The 15946-nt window shown below is 39.2% G+C and carries 11 protein-coding genes; 3 read left to right on the top strand and 8 right to left on the bottom strand.

Features of this window, described 5'->3' with window-relative positions:
- Positions 1 to 33: 33 nt before the first annotated feature.
- Together BSM4216_RS08750 and BSM4216_RS08755 are read right to left on the bottom strand one after the other, a co-directional pair.
- Positions 34 to 1518, bottom strand: coding sequence for a glycosyltransferase family 4 protein (locus BSM4216_RS08750; RefSeq protein ID WP_048623456.1), 1485 nt, complete (start codon positions 1516 to 1518; stop codon positions 34 to 36).
- 1 nt (position 1519) lies between these two features.
- Positions 1520 to 2614: a CotS family spore coat protein gene (locus tag BSM4216_RS08755; RefSeq protein ID WP_048623457.1), complete on the bottom strand. Its 1095-nt coding sequence runs from the start codon at positions 2612 to 2614 to the stop codon at positions 1520 to 1522.
- Positions 2615 to 3417: 803 nt separating this feature from the next.
- Between BSM4216_RS08755 and BSM4216_RS08760 the strand changes: the two genes are divergently transcribed.
- On the top strand, positions 3418 to 3945 hold the full coding sequence (locus tag BSM4216_RS08760) for a GNAT family N-acetyltransferase (RefSeq protein WP_048623458.1): 528 nt from the start codon (positions 3418 to 3420) through the stop codon (positions 3943 to 3945).
- A 57-nt stretch (positions 3946 to 4002) separates the two neighbouring features.
- Here the strand turns inward: BSM4216_RS08760 and BSM4216_RS08765 are convergent, their stop codons facing one another.
- From BSM4216_RS08765 to xylA, 4 genes are all read right to left on the bottom strand, one after another.
- The gene (locus BSM4216_RS08765) at positions 4003 to 5028 is read right to left on the bottom strand and encodes a DUF3231 family protein (protein WP_048623459.1); all 1026 of its coding nucleotides are present in this window, start codon (positions 5026 to 5028) and stop codon (positions 4003 to 4005) included.
- A 727-nt stretch (positions 5029 to 5755) separates the two neighbouring features.
- Positions 5756 to 7138 (bottom strand): sugar porter family MFS transporter, encoded by a 1383-nt coding sequence (locus BSM4216_RS08770; protein WP_048623460.1) that lies wholly within the window; start codon positions 7136 to 7138, stop codon positions 5756 to 5758.
- Positions 7139 to 7194: 56 nt separating this feature from the next.
- Positions 7195 to 8718 carry a xylulokinase gene (gene xylB / locus BSM4216_RS08775; protein ID WP_048623461.1) on the bottom strand — a complete coding sequence of 508 codons (1524 nt, stop codon included), beginning with the start codon at positions 8716 to 8718 and terminating at the stop codon, positions 7195 to 7197.
- 148 nt (positions 8719 to 8866) lie between these two features.
- Positions 8867 to 10201 (bottom strand): xylose isomerase, encoded by a 1335-nt coding sequence (gene xylA, locus BSM4216_RS08780; RefSeq protein WP_048623462.1) that lies wholly within the window; start codon positions 10199 to 10201, stop codon positions 8867 to 8869.
- A 245-nt stretch (positions 10202 to 10446) separates the two neighbouring features.
- On the opposite strand from xylA, the gene BSM4216_RS08785 reads away from it, so the two are divergent.
- Both BSM4216_RS08785 and BSM4216_RS08790 read left to right on the top strand, forming a co-directional pair.
- Positions 10447 to 11622 carry an ROK family protein gene (locus tag BSM4216_RS08785; protein WP_048623463.1) on the top strand — a complete coding sequence of 392 codons (1176 nt, stop codon included), beginning with the start codon at positions 10447 to 10449 and terminating at the stop codon, positions 11620 to 11622.
- A gap of 18 nt (positions 11623 to 11640) precedes the next feature.
- Positions 11641 to 12642: an aldose 1-epimerase gene (locus tag BSM4216_RS08790; protein WP_048623464.1), complete on the top strand. Its 1002-nt coding sequence runs from the start codon at positions 11641 to 11643 to the stop codon at positions 12640 to 12642.
- 407 nt (positions 12643 to 13049) lie between these two features.
- Here BSM4216_RS08790 and BSM4216_RS08795 read toward each other — a convergent pair whose 3' ends face one another.
- Positions 13050 to 14414: an allantoinase gene (locus BSM4216_RS08795; RefSeq protein WP_082142298.1), complete on the bottom strand. Its 1365-nt coding sequence runs from the start codon at positions 14412 to 14414 to the stop codon at positions 13050 to 13052.
- 26 nt (positions 14415 to 14440) lie between these two features.
- Positions 14441 to 15919, bottom strand: coding sequence for an NCS1 family nucleobase:cation symporter-1 (locus BSM4216_RS08800; RefSeq protein ID WP_156179238.1), 1479 nt, complete (start codon positions 15917 to 15919; stop codon positions 14441 to 14443).
- Between the last annotated feature and the right edge of the window lie 27 nt (positions 15920 to 15946).

Raw genomic sequence — 15946 nt, forward strand, 5'->3', positions numbered from 1 at the left:
GCCATCATAAGTTTTGGGAAACCATATGCCGTTTTAACTGTCTCTGCGTCTTCGGCTCGTACTGTCTCCTCGTCCGCGTCTTTTTTTGCGCCTGTGTGTACGCCTATTACTATAGCTGTGGGAACTTCTTTTATGGCGTCTGCGTGTATGCCTATTATCATGGCTGCGTTTATAGTGCTTGGAATACCATATGCTTTTTCTGACGGTTTCTCCATCCACATCCAATATGGTGTATTTAATCTTATCTTCAGGTTCCGATTTTTTATCCTTTTTATGTTTCGCTTCATATTCCGATTCTTTATCCTTTTTATGTTTCACTTCATTTGCACTCGTTTTTTCTGTATTTTCTTGTTCAGTGTCTGAAGTTGGAATCGCATGATTTGCTTGACTCCAAACCTCCAGTATCTCGGATGCCACCCGATCCCATTGATACTGGGAAACAGCCAGTTCTCTTCCTCTTTCTCCCATTTTTTTCATTAAAGATTTGTCAGATAAAATTTGGGAGATTTTTGCTACGAAATCTTTGGGATCTTCCGGGTTTTCTACAACAAGACCATTTTCTCCTGAATGAATGACTTCCGGGTTGCCGCCCCGTGCGGTTGTGACGATCGGAAGTCCTGCTGCCATTGCTTCATAATGCACCCGAGCTAGCGGTTCTTGCCATTGCGAAGTACATACAAATAAATCAGCTGCAGCAAACCAATTCTGTATTTCATCCGGTGCCACAAAGCCTGTTGTTATAACCGGCACTGGCAGCTTTTTGGCTAATGCTCGTACGTAAGCCACATAATCGGTTATGTTATTTTGGCTAAACCAATTGCTGCCTACAATAACGAGAGCTAAATCTTTGAATTTTCTTGAAAGTTCAGGCAAGGCTCTAACTAATTTATCGACCCCTTTATTGCGCGAAAGCCTTCCGGCGAATAAAAGCACCGTTTTGCCCTCTAAACCATTCGCTTTTCGAATTTCCTTGCGTTTTTTTTGCATCTTTGGATGACTTCCGGGTAAAAATCTCTCGATATCTACTCCGGAATAAATCGTGCGAATCTTTGACGATGCTTGTGGATAAAGTTGACGTATGACATTCCCAACATAATCACTGACCGTTACAATACCAGAAACTTCTTCCAAAGCTGCGGTTGCTTCTTCTGAATCGATTTTTTCCGCATTGAACATATCATTGTGCATGCTTAAGGTTATCTTAGAATGAGGAGCGGCCTTACGGACAGGAATGACAAGGCGTGGACGGTTAAAAATGTGGATAAGGTCGAATGAGTTTGATTCAATATATCGAATCACACCTTCTCGATATATTTCGAAGATTTTTCCCGGTACACGTACATAATGAATGCCGTCTACAGTTTCTTGATCAGGAAGAGAAGGATCATCAGTCCCTAAAACGGTAATATCATGATGCTTGCTTAAATGTGGAAGAACACCGGAAATATAAGTTTGAATCGCTCCTCCTCGTACGGGAGGCACAGGGAGCTTTTCCGTACAGATCATCAAAATTTTCATGTCATTTCACTCTCTTCCAATCATTTTGAATTTCCTCCAAGACCGGCCATTTAGTCTTATCCGTTTCGATAATGGTTTTCATTAATTGTACAGTTTGTTCATTTAGAAACAATTCAGGTTCATACACAACTTCTTTTATATTTTTATAGAATTCATTCGGAAGTGATAAATCAATCATAAGAATCTCATATAATTCAGGAGAGATGGGATTTGATTCATGATAAGCTTTAATCATCTCTCTTATCCACTTTGCATCCCATTTATATAAGTCCGCCATGGTTCCCGAAATCAGCTTTCTTAAATCACGAATCGGGAGATCATAGGCAACACCATCAAGGTCGATAATCCACATCCCGTTCTTGCCCATTTGGCCATTAGACCAGCCATAATCCTGATGAACTAAGCCCCAATGGGAATTGCCATGTTTGATTAATTCATAATACTTAGATTGATCCAGTCTTTCCAGACTTCTTCGAGCTTGCTTTTCAAATTCATCTACCACGTCTAATAAATACGAACTTGCGGGAAGCTCTTTATAAGCTTTAGCAATGTTTCGAAACCAATCCATTTTCATAATGACGTTTTCATAATTGCTTCGCCATTTGTGCAATCTTGAAGATGTTTCTGCTTGGCGCGGGGGGACATAGCCTTTACTTAATCGATGAAATTCACCTAGTGCGGAACAAAGCAATTTGGCTCCCTCTAAATCTTTTGTAACAGGTGTTAACGACTCAATCCACTCTGCGACGAACCATAGCTTTCCTCCCGCCTCGACATAATTGGCTCCATCTTTCGTCTTGACAATGGGCGGTACTCTGGCATGCCGAACATCAACTAAATATTCTTGAGCTCCCAAGCTAAATAAACTCCTGGTTGGTCTTCTGTGCAACAGCTTTAAGCTTTTCGGTCCCTTGCTCGTTTCAATCTTCCAAATACATCCCCCTTTATCAGGTTTCGTTGTCACGACCTGCATGCTTTTTACCGAAAAATCATAATGCTTTAAAACTTTATCTGCCAACTTGTTAATATAGTCAGGTACAAAAAACTCATGAGTGGTTTCATTCACTTCCCATGGTTCAATGAAAGTCTTCTCCACTATATCCCTCCTATAAAATCAAAATGAATCTTCATGGGATTGCTATATCGTCCATCTTGTGTAAAGTTTGTCAAGACATCTTCGATTTTGTCTTTCTGAAGTTGGGCGTTTTAAGTCATCCATGGGAATTCATCAGCCATTACGCTTTCTATAAATTATGATTTATAAAAAGATTTGTCTAATACACTTGACCCGTTTATTAAGAGATTGTTAAGGAATTGTATCCATTCAGCTCATTGTTGTGATCAACACTTTCCCCAAAAAACATTAACCGAATAAAGTAAAATGGCCGTCTTCAAATGACTAAACAGTATTTGAAAAATAAAGCCGTCAAGTTCTCTCCTTGACGGCTTTTAACCTGCCTATCACTTTGTAAGAAATTTCAAGAAAAGTGCTCCTCTTCGTGCAGGTATATGGTATCTTAAAAACAAACGTTAGCGAATGGAGTATTTAATAGGTTTAATAGCGAAAAGTTGTTTTTCTAACAGGGCTAAACAGAAGGAAGAACGATCGGAAAGGATTCTATCCAATCTTTCTGGTAGACCGAAAAAAGAAATACACACTTCACGGTGTTTTTTGGTGAACAGAAGCAAACCGATTGGAAAGTAGTTTGAAAAGGGTGATTGAGGGGTGGCTTTTTTCTGCGTATTCACGGATGAAATACGGTGTTTACAACCAGAAACAGCGGTTGATCGAGATATGATAAGAGGAACGATCGGAAAGCTTCATAAAATGATTTCAATCTAGTTGTTCCATCTCTTTTAAAAATATTGTAATGAAATAATAAATGAAAGGTGATAGAAATGAAATGGATCATTCGCAAAATGGAAAAAGAAGACATACAACAAGTTGCCAAAAGAAGCTGGGATGATACCTATGAAGGTATCATCCCCCATAAAATTCAGGAAAGTTTCTTACGTTCCGCCTATCATGACGAAATGATGCTTAGACGTTTAGAGCAGTCTTTTATATTCGTTTCAGAAGCTAACGGCAAAGTTGTAGGTTTCGCAAACTTTTCCCCGGTAAAAGAAAATGGAACGACTGAACTGCTAGCAATTTATCTACTTCCGGAATATCAAGGTAAAGGAATTGGAACTGCATTGTTAAAAGAGGGAATCAAAAATTTAGCGGGAGCAAAAGCGGTTTTCGTTGACGTAGAAAAAGACAACCAAATCGGAACAAACTTCTATAAAGCGAAAGGATTTGAAATAGTTTCTGAATTTGACGATAACTTTGATGGGCATATTCTAAAAACAGTCAGAATGGTCTTAAAAATTCGAAGACCTCCTGAAACATCAATAAAGGTGTACATTGGCAGGTCATTCAAATAAAAAACCGCTCCTGTCTTACCCTCTGATAAAATCAAAAAAGAGGAGCTTTCCGCTCCCCTATGATTGGGCATTTTTCTTGGCCAGTTCTTTTCGGTCAGGCGCCATAGGAGGCTGTTCCATCCATCTATTTTTTATCATGATATTGGCCCCGTCTTCAGCATATTTCTGTATTTCCAATATGACTCTGTTATAAAGAATTCCAATATCGATTCTAGGACTAGAAGCAACACTAAAACCATAGTACCCAACACTCAAAGAAATCAAAGAAGTTGTATAAAACATCATGAGTTTTTCCGAAAAAGTGTGAGCTGTACTTTCTGTAATTTCTGAATCCCAAGTGATCGGTACGGAAAGATCGCTTTCTTCTAATTTTTCCCTAAATAATTGAATATGCTTTTTTGAAATTTCTACACCTCTTTGAAAAAATTGTGTGGCAACTTTAGACTTGGCCACTTGACTGAATCCATCAAGCGTCGCTTTTCCCAATGCATTTCTTTGAAAGTTTGCATATAGATTTGCTATTTCCAATGCAGTTAATGGCCTTTTTTCACCAAAGAAATCTAAAATAAAGCCTTGCTTTTTCACAAATTCAACATGATCCAATTCAGGCAGATAAGGAGCCTTTATGTATAGCCCTTTTGAAAGCAGTACATCCTTTGCCGTTTTATATAAATTCTGCGACTCAGTGAGGCAATCGCTATAGAAGTTTGTAACGTCAGGCCTTACAGCTACAGACAAACTGATGGAATAAGAAATAAGTCCTATCTTAGCCATCTGATGTATAAATTGTAATATAAAGATATCTGAATACAATCTAGGAGCATTTAAATCAACATCCTCTTCTAGTTTAAAGCCATGAGGAATCACATTCTTTTCATTTATAAAAATAGTAGCAATCTTTTGAATATGATCTTTGGATAATTGCAACGCATGCTCGATAATTGGTTTTATATCCGCGTCCTCGACCTTTTCTAAAAAATAAGTTAGCATGCAAATACTTGCACTATCGTTCAAATATTGACTCCATAGATGCGATATTTCTCCGGAAGTTAGCCTGCCCTGTTTTCCCTGCTCCAAAATCATATCCTCCCTTCGTACTTATTCATCATTTTCTCCAATCGTTGCCTTTTATATGTAATGTAACTTAAAAAAATAGGATTTCCCCCATAGTTTATTTTTTCTTGCCATAGTTGATTTGTCATTAAATAATCACCATGCATCCTATCTTAAATAGCCAGTCGGTCACTGTTTAAAAATTTTTTCTAAATGAATGTAATGCAAAAATGAATAATATCATCCAATCGACATATTCATTTTATGATCGGCAGTATTTTTCCTTTTCGCTAAATCACTGAACAGCAAGGCGTAGACGCCATCCAAAAGTTCAATTAAACCGACTAATACAATCACTTTTCAGATCCCTATAAATTTGGCTAAATATCCCGAAGCAATGTAAGATATCGGCAGCAAAAGGACGCTTAACAACGATATGACAGCATAAACAAAAAATCTTGCATGGATGAACGAGTATATTTTGTGTAAATAGATCCATAAAAAAGGAAGACCTTTTCTTGTAGAATGAAGCTGCCACACCCAAAAAGAGGCCTTCCCTGTGAATCGTTTACAACCGAAATTGTCAATGCACTAGTCAAAAAACAAGATCAAAATTCCAGCTTTTTTGTATCTTGATTTTTCGATGAATTGTCAGTCTTGCAAAAATGAACACGTCTTTCATCTAAAGTTCCTTCATCATAAATTCTTATTTAATAGTGTTTTGATTGAATTCTAGTGCGAACTCGATCAAAGTCTGTTATTTATTTACGGTTTGTGACCAATCTGCATGTTTTTCCTTATTAGTTTTTTGTCTAAGTTCCAGCTCAATTTGTTCAAGACTTTTTCCTTTCGTTTCTGAAACTTTTGTGCTTACAAATAGGAAAGCAAGAACGCCCATAATACCGTAGACTATAAACATTGTGCTGATGCCAAATTGTTCAATGAGTTTAGGGAATGTTAAAGAAACAATCAAGTTGGATAGCCAGTTAGCAACACTTCCAATTCCCATACCAATTCCTCGAATGCTCAAAGGAAAAATTTCTGAAAGCATTACCCATACAACAGGTCCCCAACTAAGAGAGAAGAATGCGATGTATACTGCTAAACAGATGACAGTGGTCCAACTTGCTGCAGCTGTCGGCCCTGATAAAGCGTTTACAATACCGAGTACAAACAAAGAAATCGACATACCGGCATTTCCAATTAAGAGCAACGGTTTTCTCCCAACTTTATCAATGATCATAACAGCAATTGCCGTAATGATGACATTGACAATCCCGATACCGACAGTTCCTAGAATCGCGGCAGACGCTCCAAGCCCAACATTTGTAAATGTAGTGGGAGCATAGTATAGCACCGTATTACATCCTATAATTTGTTGGAAGACAGCCAGACCAATTCCGACGATTAATGCAGGTCTTACCCATCTTTCTTTCACTTCTTTCCAACCGCCTTGTTCCTGTTCAAGTTGGTTGGCCAATTTAATTTCATCTATTTCTTCTTCGACTCCTCTTCCTTTGCGCATGTGATTTAAAATGGAGCGGGCTTCATTTTCACGACCTTGTTTTAATAGCCATCTTGGACTTTCCGGTAAAAAGAACATTCCGATTAAGAGCAGCAACCCCGGGATGAAGGCGACTCCGAGCATCCATCTCCATCCTTCTATGGAACTGAAAAGATAGTTTACGATATAGGCGAGCAAAATACCTGTCATAATCATCAATTGGTTCAAACTAGACAAGGCTCCGCGAATGGAGGTAGGCGCCATTTCGGAAAGATACATAGGTACAAGGGTCGAAGCACTTCCGACAGCTAAACCAAGCACTATTCTGAAAAAGATCAATACCGATGTATTGGGCGCTAAAGCCGTACCTAACGCTCCTATACAAAAAATCGTTGCAGCCATGAGCACCACTTTACGACGGCCTAATCGATCGGACAAGCCTCCACTGATAGCCGCTCCGATCATACAGCCTAATAAAATGGAGCTGACGACGATCCCCTCAGTCCACGAGGTAAGATTCAAATCTTTTTTGATAAACAAAATAGCTCCTGAAATAACCCCGGTATCATAACCAAATAATAGACCGCCCAATGCACCAAAGAAATAAATAAGTCCATTGCTTACTTTCAATTTCATCGATTGACCCTCCCATCACTGATCAGTTTGTTTTTTCATTTCGTTCATTCACATAGTCAAAGCAAAGGAAATGGACGCTTTTTCATGGCTCTAAGATCAAATAATTGATGATTGATCGCAACGGTTTGTGGATACACATCTTTATAAACTTGATAAAACGCTTTATATCGTTTAACATTTTCAGGATTGGGTTCATATATTTCAGCTGTTGAAATAAACGCCTCCGCACATTCCTCAAGCGATGAAAACCAACCTAATCCGACTGCGGCAATCATGGCAGCCCCCATGCCTGGTCCTTGCTCGTTTTGCAATTTCACCACTTTTGCATTAAATACATCGGCTTGGATTTGCAGCCACAAATCGCTTTTAGCGCCGCCGCCAATCGAGACAACCGTATCGATCGTCTTGCCATAATTACGGAATATTTCAACGCTTTCGTTGATAGAGAAAACGATCCCTTCTATAACAGCTCGGACAAAATCCCGTTTTTGATGAGAACCATCAATTCCTGTAAATGTTCCTCTTATTTTGGCATCTGCATACGGGGTCCGTTCCCCCACTAAATAAGGAGTGAATATCAAACCATTCGCACCGATTGGTGATAAAGACGCTTCTTCCAATAAATGAGAAAAAGATTCATTTGCGGCAAAGGTCTCCTTAAACCAATTTAGACTGTAGCCTGCAGCAAGCGTTACGCCCATCGTATAGTAGGCATCTTTTTTCCCATGATTAAAAAAATGTACTTTTCCTCCAAAATTTCGATTTTTGTCGTTCTCATAGGATAGAAAAACACCGGATGTTCCGATACTGCACAGTGCTTTTCCCTCTGACAAAATACCAGCGCCGATGGCTCCACAAGCGTTGTCAGCTCCACCGGCAAAAACTTTGGTAGAGGGGGATAAGCCTGTTTTTTCAGCCACTTCAGACAGCAGGTTCCCTACATAATCTTCTGTTTCAACTAAAGGCGGACAAATGCTGATTGGAATTTCTAACGTGCGGAGTATATCCGTACTCCAAGACTTATTGAGAATATCCAAAATAAGAGTGCCGGCAGCATCCGAATAATCCATGTTTAATTGTCCGGTCATACGAAAACGCAGATAATCTTTTGGCAGTAAAAAGACGCTCGCTTTGCTTAAATTTTCAGGTTCTTGTTCTTTTACCCAAAGCAATTTTGGCAAAGTGAATCCTTCTAATGCAGGGTTTTTGGTGATTTCAAGCAATTTGCCGCCTAATTGCTGATCAATCTTCTTACATTGCGACGTCGTTCTTGTATCGTTCCATAAAATCGCATTTCGAATCACATTGCCATGTTCATCAAGCAGCACGAGACCGTGCATTTGTCCAGAATAACTGATTCCTTCAATATCATCCGGATGCACGTTCGATTCCTCAACCAGTTGTTTCAACGCCAATATCGTTTTTTGAACCCATTCTTCAGGATCTTGTTCACTATAACCAGGTTGTCGTTGAATAAGCGGATAATCTTTTGACACCGAATGCTTCACTTTCCCATTTTGGTCGACCAGCAGCACTTTTACAGAACTTGTTCCAAGATCAATACCAATGACATATTTCATCTTTAATCTCCTCGCTGTTCATTAGAAAGGTGAAACGAACGGCTGTCTCTTAAAAGCGTCCACAAGAGGGTATGACCTTGTTCGAAAAAGGGACAGCCGCTCTTCATACCTGTTTTGTTTATTCATATTGATGAAGCATCAAAAGTCATTAAGCGAAATTTTCGGCATATGCTTCTTGAACAATGTACTGATTCAAGGTAGTTTTTAATTTTTCTATTCTACCAGACTCATTGACAATTTCTTTTTTATCAATAATATAGTTTTCTAGTGATTTAAAATCAGCTTTACCGGAAACAATTTCGGCGCCGATGCCTTCTTTATAACTGCTGTAGCGTTCTTCGATGAAATCATCAAAAACACGATCTTCAATGAGTCGATTCGCTACTTTTAAACCTAGAGCATAGCTGTCCATTCCGGCGATATGAGAGTAGAATAAATCATCAGGCATAAAGGAAGATCTACGCGGCTTGGCATCGAAGTTTAATCCGCCTTTTCCGAGACCGCCATTTTTAAGAACTTCATACATCGTAAGAGTCGTTGCATACAAGTCCGTTGGAAATTCGTCTGTATCCCATCCAAGAAGCGGGTCCCCTTGGTTGGCATCCAATGAACCAAGAAGTCCGTGGATTCTGGCTACGCGAATTTCATGTTCAAATGTATGTCCCGCTAATGTGGCGTGGTTCGCTTCCAGATTCAATTTAAAGTCTTTGTCTAAATCATACGTTTTCAAGAACGCGATCGTAGTGGCCGCATCAAAATCATATTGGTGTTTCGTAGGTTCTTTTGGTTTAGGTTCAATTAAAAATTGACCTTCAAAACCAATTTCTTTCGCATAATCAATCGCCATATGGAAGAATCTGGCCATATTCTCTTGTTCAAATTTCATGTCGGTATTCAGCAATGATTCATAGCCTTCTCGACCGCCCCAGAACACATAGTTTTCCGCTCCTAATTCTTTGGCGATTTCAAGCGCTTTTTTCACTTGTGCAGCGGCATAAGCAAAAACATCGGCGTTACAAGAAGAGGCAGCCCCATGTACAAATCTAGGATTTGTAAACATATTCGCAGTGTTCCATAGAAGTTTTACATTACTAGTTTTCATGTAATCTTTTATCATGGAAACGATCACATCAAGATTTTTATTCGTTTCTCTTAACGTATCCCCTTCAGGAGCGATGTCGCGATCATGGAAGCAGAAATATGGGTTGCCTAATTTTTCAAAAAATTCAAAAGCTGCTTCTACTCTTGCTTTTGCTAAATCCATGCCTTTTAAATGATTCCAAGGACGAATCATCGTTCCCGAACCAAATGGATCAGATCCATCTTGGGTAAAAGTGTGCCAATAAGCAACCGAGAAACGTAAATGATCTTTCATCGTTTTCCCCGCAATGACTTCGTCGGGATTGTAATAACGAAATGAGAGATCACTTTTTAATGAATTTCCGGAATAACTGATTTTGCCGACATTAGGAAAGTAAGTCATTTAAATTACCTCCTCGATTGAATGTTTTAGTTAATGAAAGCGAATTCATATTACATCAAAAAAATATATTGATGCGTACTTTGTTTAACCAATAAACTAAGTACACCTTCATACTAGCACCATCATTTTTAAAATTCAATATTTTTTTTGAATAAAAAATACGATACAATAAAAATGTCTAGAAAAAGATAAAAATGAAAATTTAGTTCGTTTATTGACTATACAAACTAAGAAAGAGGATGTTCATGAAAACAGCGGATCAAACTTTTGTAAAGGTCCACAATCAAAAAATTATATTAAAAAACATCATCAACCATTATCCAGTTTCAAGAGCGAAATTATCCAAAATAACCAATCTGAACAAAGCGACCATTTCTTCTCAAACCGCATTGTTAATTGAAAAAAATCTTGTATCTGAGATAGGTACAGGCTCATCAAGCGGAGGGAGAAAACCTGTATTGCTTGTTTTTAATAAAGAGGCAGGTTATGCCATCGGAGTCGATTTAGGAGTCACTTATATTTTAACTTTATTAACGGATTTGGAAGGAAACGTCATTTATTGCGATTACTATGAGATCTCTGACAATTCGATCGAAGCAGTCAAACCCATTCTATTAGAAAGAATCCAATTGGTGGCCAGCAAAGCCCCAAAATCGCCGTATGGCATAATCGGGATTGGGGTTGGCGTTCATGGATTCGTGAATAAAGATCAATTGGTGTTATTTACTCCGAACTCTAAGTGGAAAGATGTTGATTTGAAAACTGTATTGGAAAACCATTTTCATTGTCCAGTCCTGATTGATAACGAAGCAAACGCCGGGGCTTACGGCGAGAAATTGTTTGGTTCCATCAAGCATTGCACAAACAGCATCTATGTGAGTATCGGAACCGGAATTGGCCTCGGCATCATTGTCAACAATGAACTTTATCGGGGAACGGACGGATTTTCCGGTGAAATGGGGCATATGACGATTGATTTCAATGGAAAAAAATGCGGCTGCGGAAACTATGGATGTTGGGAACTGTATGCATCAGAAAAAGCGTTTTACGACAATCTTTCCCAATTAAAGAATATGGAAAAAGTAACTTTAGAACAGGCGAGCAAAATGATTCAAGAAAATGACGGGGAAGCGTTAAAAGCGCTGGAAACATTCGGACATTATCTAGGAATCGGTTTAACCAATATTATCAATGCCTTTAATCCGGAAGCGGTTGTTTTAAGAAGCAATTTAATCGAAGCGAATCCTATTGTGTTAAATTCTATACAAAGTACGATTTCCTCCAGAATTTCTAGATATGTTCATCAAAGTCATCAGATTTATATTTCCCAGTTAAATCGAAATGCTACCGCTTTGGGAGCAGCCTCTTTTATGATTCATCAATTTCTTATGGATTCAGAGACTTTTCATACCAATGAATGAATAGGGGAGAATCGGGATATGAACAGTGTATCTAAAAACGATGTCAAACAAACCAGTTTTAATGGAATGTACGCTTATGAATTAAATTGTTATCCATATCAAGCGGTTATTCTTCCGAAGTTTGGAGCAAACCTGATTGCGTTTCGAAATGTAGAAAAGGATTATGACTTTATTCGCGAACCGTCCATTCATGAAATGGAAGATTTTCAACAAAAGCCTTTTTTATATGGCATTCCAGTATTGTTTCCACCTAATCGTTTAGAAGACGGTACTTTTACCTTTTCGGGTAAAGTGTATCATTTTCCTATTAATGAAAAGTCAAAGAATAATCATTTACACGGTTTTTTTCACAGTGCTGTCTGGGAAGTATTTAAACATGGATCTACAGATCGAGAATGTTTTATAGAATTAGTACAAAGTATAGACGAGCAATCCGAAGTTTTTCGTTATTTCCCGCATCGCTTTAAAGTGCATCTGCGATATACTCTGTCGAAAGAAGGACTAAATCAACAAGTAAAAATCATTAATAAAGGTTCAGAATCCATGCCTTTAATGATTGGTTTCCACACATCCATTAAGGCGCCTTTTTCAAAAAACAGCACGGCAGAAGATTATACGTTGCAATTGACCATACAAGATCGAGTAGAATTGAATGAACGGTCATTACCAACCGGAAATCTATTGCCTTTGAATAAAGAAGAGAAAAAAATCGCAACAGAAGGTTTTTCTCCGTACTATCAACCACTCGATCATCATTATGTGGCCCAAGATGGAAAAAATCGAATGGTGTTAACGGATCAACGCGAAAAAATCTCTCTTATATATGAGACAAGTTCAGAATTTCGCTTTTGGATGCTGTTTAATCAAGATGCAAAAAGTGGATTTTTTTGCCCGGAACCACAAACAAATATGGTGAACGCACCTAATATCGCACTTCCATTTGAACAAACCGGAATGATTGAATTATCAGGAGGATCAGAGTGGTCCGCTCAATCTCGCCTTTATACGGAACCGTTGTAATATCTCATATCACGCTCGTATAGACAAAATGTATCTATACATGCCATCTACTGGGTAAAATATGGCTTTAGATCCAATCCAGTGGATTGGATGATCGTCCATTTGGCCAATAAATGGAACCATTCAGCAAAAATAAGGTATAGGACAATAAAGTCCTATACCTTCAAATCCATCACTATTGAATTCGCGAACTGTTTATAAAAACAACCTTTTATTTCGATACTAAAGTAGAATCATCTTAATGAAAAACGAAAGTGATTATATACATGCTTGGCCATACTAAAGAGACCATTTTTCGTATTCATTAAGCGATGAAAGAAAAGGATCAAGAATTTTCCATTCACGAGTTATGTTGAGGAATTTTTCCAAAACGTGAAAAGCTCCTAATAGAAGAGCAAAAGCTTTATTTATACCATTTGTCCAGAGATATTGTTATCCATTATATCGCCTCTCCGAAAAACAACTCTTCCTCTCAGAATGGTATATGTTACCTTACCTCTGAATTTTTTCCCAATATATGGACTCTGCGGGTGCCGATACAAAAGATCGGATTTTTTTAGGACAAAAGAAGATCGCAAATCGACCAATGTCAGGTCAGCATCACTTCCAACGGCAATTGTCCCTTTCCGAGGATACAGACCAAACCGTTTTGCAGGATTGGTCGCCGTAACTCGTACAATGACTTCCAAGGGGATTCCTCGCCGCCAATACCCCTCCTCAAGCAAAACATTTAAGGTTGTCTGCGCCCCCGATATACCTCCCCATAAACGAAAAAAATCACTGTTAGGCGAAGCGATTTTCATCTTAAGGGGAGAAGGAGAATGATCTGAACCAATCATATCAATCTTACCAGACTTCAAAGCCTCCCACAGCGATTCCACATCCTCCCGTTCTCTTAGAGGTGGGGCACATTTCGCGATGCCGCCGAGTCGTTCGAGATCTTCAATGGTAAGAGTCAGATAATGGGGGCAAGTTTCAACCGTGATATCAATCCCTTTTTCTTTCGCTTCACTAACATACTTGATCACTTTCCCGCTGCTTACGTGTACGATATGCAATTTGCATCCCGTCAATTGTGCATAAGCTGCTGCCCGGTTTACTGCTTCGATTTCCGATATAACGGGACGGGAAGACACATAATCTCGCGCGGTCAAGTTCCCTTGTGATTGATGCCAATTGGCAAGTTGCTTCGTCGTGACGTCGTTTTCGGCATGAAGAGCCAGTATGGAACCCAGCTCAGCTATTTTTTTCATTCCTTTCAATAAAGTACTATCATCTACGGGTAGAAACTCATCAATGCCACTATCTGACATAAAACCTTTGAATCCGATAACACCCAAATCTTTGAGAGGTTCCAAGGAATCAAGATTTCCCGGAACCAGTCCTCCCCAAAGACCAAAATCAAGAATCGATTTTTGCATGGCGGCTTCTTTTTTCACTTCAAATCCGTATGTCGATGTAGTCGGTGGACTGCTGTTAAGAGGCATATCAAAAAAAGTCGTTACTCCCCCTGCAGCCAAACTCCGAGATCCAGTGTAGAAACCTTCCCATTCCGTCCGGCCAGGTTCATTAAGGTGGACATGAGTATCAATCAAACCAGGCAAAATATGCAGACCGAAAGCATTAATCTCGAGCTTCGCTTTTCTCTCTGACGGTATCGATCCTATTTGAACGATTTTTTGCTCGTACACGGCGATGTCCCCTTGAAATATTCCATCTTCGGTAACCATCTGCCCGTTGCGTATAATAAGATCGTAACCATTTTCTTTCACGCCTATCCCCCCCTTTTTTTACACGATTAAGACAAAGATTGAGCTTTGTTCTCTGATATTGGTTGATTGTGCTGCATGAAAACACCGTAAGCAACGGCAGATAGCACAGCACCAATAAACCATGAAAAGGGAGCAAAAAAAGAAAGCATTGGAACTAGCGCGGCAATTGCAGCGAAAGTAGAACCGATCATAAAAGCGGATAACGCCCGCAAGTTAAAGCCATTATTGTACCAATAAGGGGAAGCGGCACCCTCCTTGTAGAGAGAATGAACATCCACTTTTTGCTTCTTTATTAAGTAATAATCCATAAGCATAACTCCGAAAATGGAACCGAGGAAAGCTCCAAGCCCTCCCAAAAAATAGTTGACAGCCACAGGGCTCCCATAAACTTTCCAGGGCATCACTAGAACGGACAAAATGGCGGTCATAATCGTTCCCTTCTTGAAATTTATATGTTTTGGTGCTACATTGGCAAAATCATAGGCAGGAGATACAAGGTTCGCGATAATATTGATGGCTAGCGTAGCAACTATAAAAACAATAGCCGCAATAAAATTGACCACACTATTGCCAATCTTTTGTACGATCAAAACAGGATCGACTATCGCTTTACCAAAAACGGTTATGGTACCAGCCGTGATCACTACAGCGGCCAAAGAAAATGCTGTCAAGTTGACAGGTATACCGTAGAAATTTCCGCGTTTTGTTACTTTCGTTGACATTGAAAAACGTGTAAAATCACAGGCATTTAACATCAGTGTTGAGAAATACGCTACTACTAGTGCGATGGCTGCAAAAAATGAATGAATTTGTTTGCCTCTAGACACTTCAACAAAATGGTCCATTATGTTGATATTTCCATTCGCTTTCTTAACGATCCAAATGAGCAAGAACAGCATCATCACATATACGGCAGTACCCGCAAAATTATCAAATTTGCGAATCTTCTCCATTCCATATACCGCAATGAGCAGCTGCAAAACCCAGAGAATCAGGAAGCCGATCCATCCCAATAAAGAAAGTCCTAGAAAAGATGTATCATTTAAGGTAACCAGACTGGGCATAAGTAGCAACATTACACCTACCACGGCATTCGAGGCAAGGTATGTTTGTATACCATACCAAAAAACAGCAATCGTTCCCCGTATAAGTGCAGGTATATTAGCTCCGAACACACCGAATGAAATACGCGCCATCACCGGGAACGGCAAACCCATTTTCGTTCCAGGGACAGAAAGGAGATTGACAAAATAATTTACAAGCAAAGCTCCCAGAATAATCGCTATGAAAACTTGCCAACCCGACAAACCAAGAAAGAACAATCCAGCTGCAAATGTATAGCCGCCAATGCTATGTACATCAGACATCCACATGGATAACAAGCTGAAAAAACCCCATTTTCGCTCCTTTGGAGGAGTCAAATCCTCGTTATGGAGTCGCTCACTGTAGTCAGCAATAGTTTCGTTAAATAATTCCTCCTGCCCATTGTCCATTTTATGGTACATTGATAACTCCCCTCCCCCTTTGACGGT

Source organism: Bacillus smithii, from assembly GCF_001050115.1.
Taxonomy (GTDB): Bacteria; Bacillota; Bacilli; order Bacillales; family DSM-4216; genus Bacillus_O; species Bacillus_O smithii.